The following is a 3,556-nucleotide window of genomic DNA, read 5'->3' as shown; positions in this document are numbered from 1 at the left end:
TGGAAGAGCACGAAGCGCAGGAAGTTGTCGTCGGGGAGGGCGGTCGGGTGGGGGCGGACCGACTGGAAGAGCCGGTCGAACGCCGAGTTGGTGAGCGCGACGTCCCAGCGGTGGTCGACCAGGAAGGACGGGTAGGGCACGGCCTCCATGAGGGCGGCGTAGTCCACCAGGTAGTCGCGCTGCGCGGGGTCTTCGGGCAGCCGGTTGTCCGCGGCCGCCCGCCAGGTCGACGGCGGGTCGCGGTCGACCATGACCCGGAACAGCCAGAAGCACTGCCGCTCGCTCATCTCCAGGGCTTCCGCCAGGGCGAGCAGCTTGCGGTCGGTCCATTCCTTGACCAGGCCGCGTTCCCAGTTCCCGTAGGCGCGCACGCTGATCCGCAACCGGGCGGCGAGGTCTTCCTGGCTCAGGCCCAGTTCCTCGCGGCGCTGGCGCAAAATCTCCTTGCGTCGCTCCGACCGCACTGCACCGCGTGCGGACTCCTCGCCCGCCAGGCGCTCCTCACCGGCTCGGGCGAGGCCATCGGACGGGCCCACCGCTGCGAGATGTGGCACCGAGAGCTCCCCCTCCTCACGGTCTGGATCTTCAATTTCCTGTGGCGATCCTGCTACCGACTTCATTCGAGTGTCAACTATCGTGGCAATTCCAGCCTCTTGACAGCTCATTCCCGCCACAGCTGTGGCAAGTTCTGGCCCTGCGGCGGCGAAACGGCTAGATTCCAAAAGCCGACCATGTGCCCGAACCGACTCGCCGCGATCTAGGAGAACCACTGGTGACAGACGGCTTCCCGGCTCCCGTCGCGGTGGCCAACCCGTCCCTGACAGCCACCGTCACGCGCGTCGCCGAACTCGCGGGCAAGATGGGCCGCGACCCGAACAAGGTCTTCGACCTGCGCCGCCTCTCCGAGGCCTCCGGCGTACCCACCGACGTGGTGAAGAGCCTTCTGGACGGCCGACCGGCCGGAGAGCCCTGCCTTCAGACCCGGTTCCTCCAGCGCCTGGACCTGCTCCGGCGCACCCGGCTGAAACCCAACGGCCGCCGCTACACCCAGCAGGAGATCGCCGACGGCGCCGGCATGTCCCGCCAGCAGGCGGGCGCGCTCATCAACGGCGACCGCCGCCCCACCATGGAGCACTGCGACGCCATCCAGCGCTTCTTCGGCGTCCATGCGGGCTTCCTCACCGCCCACGACTCCGACGCCCTGCTCGACGCTCTCCTGCGCACCGAACAGCAACTGCTCCAGGACTACGCGGGCCGCACGCGCGAGACCGTCCCCTCCCCGGCCGCGTCCGCCGGCGACCCCCTGGCAAGACTCCTGCAGAACCACGGCGTCCGGGGCATCGCCTGGCGCGCCGCCCAACTGCCCAGCGACAAGCACCGCGACAAGGTGACCGAATGGCTGGACATGCTCCTCGAAAGCGTCAAACCGAACGAATCCTGACCCAGTCGAGAGTCTGGGTCTGATCCTTGAGTCCTGATCCGGATCCACGCCGACGGGGAGAACGGTGAGCATAGGCAGAGAGCAGCGCCGGTTGTGCGGCGAACTGGTGGCCGGCCTCCGGCTGCCCGCGCCCGTGGAACCCGTGGACCTCTACGCCGCGCTCTGCGAGGGCATGAGCAGACACCGCGGCCGTCGGGTGGACTTCCGGATGGCCTCCTTCCCGCCCGGCACGGCCAGCGGCCTGTGGCTCGACCTCGCCGACCGCGACCTGGTCGTCATCGAGGAGCGCACCGCACCGGACCACCAACTCGTCATCCTGGGCCACGAGCTGTGGCACATGAAGGCCGGCCACTGCAGCCACCACGTCGACGGCGCCGCCGTCGCCGCCCGACTGCTCACCGACGAGGCCGACCTCGGCGAAACCGTCCGCCGCGTCGCCGCACGCACCCGCGCCGACGTCCGGGAGGAGACCGAAGCAGAGACCTTCGGCCTCCTCCTGGGCAGCCGCTGCCGCACCTGGCTCGCGGGCGCCGCCCACCGGGCACCCGCCCAACGCGACCAGCTCGCGGGCCGCATCGAGGCGTCCCTCGGATATCGGGGGCACAGGAACGACCGTTGAACGGCCAGGACTACTACATACCGGCAGCTGCACTGGCGGTCGCACTCGCCTTCAAACTGCCGGCCCTGCGCAACAACTGGCGCGACCCCCTGCTGCGCTCGGTCTGCGCCCTGCTGATCCTGGCCGGCTCGGTGTTCACCTTCGCCGCTCCCCCGACCATCGCCGCCGTCAACGGGTGGACCGGCGTCACCAACTTCTCCGCACCCCTGGTCTACTGCCTCATCACCATGTTCAGCGCCTCCTGCCTGGTGCTCATCGTGAACTGGCGCGGCGGACCGCCCGAACAGACCCGCCGCACCTCCCGCCGCTGGATCGTCGGCTACGGCGTCATCGTCGTCGTCCTGATCGTGCTCTTCCTGCTCGGCGAAGCCCCGGTCGAGCGGCTGCGCGACTTCGACACCTACTACGCCAACACCCCGTACATCCGGTACATGATCGCCCTGTACCTCACGGCCCACCTGGTCGCCGCCGTCGTCATGGTCGCCATGTGCCTGCGCTGGTCCCTCCAGGTACGCGGGTGGCTGCGCACCGGCCTGATGATCATCGTGGCCGGGTACGTGTTCAACCTCAGCTACGACGCCACGAAGATCTCCGCGGTGGTCGCCCGCTGGTTCGGCCACGACCTCGACGACCTGAGCACGTACGCCGCCCCGCCGCTCGCCTCCATCGGCGCCCTGGTCAGCGCCGTCGGGTTCGTCCTGCCCCTGGTGTGCCAGCGGATGGCCGACAACTGGCAGACCTGGAACACCTACCGCCGCCTCGGCCCCCTGTGGGCGGAGGTCCAGCCGTGTACGCCCACCGGGACGCCGTGCGTGAAGATGTCCTGGTGGTCCCCGCCCGAGCTGCGGGTCATCCAACGCGAGTCCGACATCCACGACGCGTTCCTCCACCTGGGCCCGTACTTCGACGAACGCCACCGCGACCGCGCGTACGAACTGGCCGTGGCGGGCGGAGCCGACGAGGACACGGCCCGCACGGTGGGCGAGGCCGCCATGGTCTCGGCGGCGGTCCGCGCCCACTCGGCAGACCCGGACGGCAGAACCATCGGCTCCCGCGAGGACCTCCCCCCGGACACCCCGACGGGCCCCCGAGACCTCCTGGGCGTCTCCCAGGCCCTCCGCGACTCCCCGGTGGTAGCGGCACTCCGCGGGGCTGCGACCCTGTCGGGGCCGGGGGCCAGCTGAGGGGCGGGCGGGACGGGGCGGAGCGGGGTCGGGGGGCGACGGCGGGGCGGGGGGGGGGAGGCGGGAGCCGGGCGGTCCGGGTCGGGAGACTTCGGCGAGAGCGGGGTTGGCGGGAGCCACGAGGTCGGGGTCGGGGAGACTGCAGCGGGGGGCGAGTTGGCCGGAGCCGACGGGTCGGGGTCGGAGAGACGGCAGCGGAAGCCGGGTTAGCGGAAGCCGACGACTCGGGGTCGGTGTGCTCCGGGGGTGTCCCGGCAGCCCATTGTCCTTCCGGGTCGGGCCGCCCTGTAAAGGGCGCTCCCTGCGGTCGCG

General features: G+C 70.8%; 4 protein-coding genes. 3 read left to right on the top strand and 1 reads right to left on the bottom strand.

Annotated features, from left to right (window positions below):
- A partial coding sequence (locus IE170_RS33080) for a helix-turn-helix domain-containing protein (RefSeq protein ID WP_229885379.1) occupies window positions 1-437 on the bottom strand: 437 nt, incomplete at its 3' end.
- Between the two features lie 335 nt (window positions 438-772).
- On the opposite strand from IE170_RS33080, the gene IE170_RS32020 reads away from it, so the two are divergent.
- The 3 genes from IE170_RS32020 to IE170_RS32010 all read left to right on the top strand — a co-directional run bounded on the left by IE170_RS32020 (window position 773) and on the right by IE170_RS32010 (window position 3,244).
- On the top strand, window positions 773-1,441 hold the full coding sequence (locus IE170_RS32020) for a helix-turn-helix domain-containing protein (RefSeq protein ID WP_189812993.1): 669 nt from the start codon (window positions 773-775) through the stop codon (window positions 1,439-1,441).
- 64 nt (window positions 1,442-1,505) lie between these two features.
- Window positions 1,506-2,060 (top strand): toxin-antitoxin system, toxin component, encoded by a 555-nt coding sequence (locus IE170_RS32015; RefSeq protein ID WP_114055004.1) that lies wholly within the window; start codon window positions 1,506-1,508, stop codon window positions 2,058-2,060.
- Window positions 2,057-3,244 carry an MAB_1171c family putative transporter gene (locus IE170_RS32010; protein ID WP_189812992.1) on the top strand — a complete coding sequence of 396 codons (1,188 nt, stop codon included), beginning with the start codon at window positions 2,057-2,059 and terminating at the stop codon, window positions 3,242-3,244. The genes IE170_RS32015 and IE170_RS32010 overlap by 4 nt, the downstream gene beginning before the upstream one ends.
- Window positions 3,245-3,556: the final 312 nt, after the last annotated feature.

Origin of the sequence: Streptomyces toxytricini (genome assembly GCF_014649915.1) — a bacterium.
In the GTDB taxonomy this organism is placed as follows: Bacteria; Actinomycetota; Actinomycetes; order Streptomycetales; family Streptomycetaceae; genus Streptomyces; species Streptomyces toxytricini.
The sequence above is the reverse complement of the archived record's forward strand: the minus strand, read 5'-3'. Positions and strand labels throughout refer to the sequence as shown.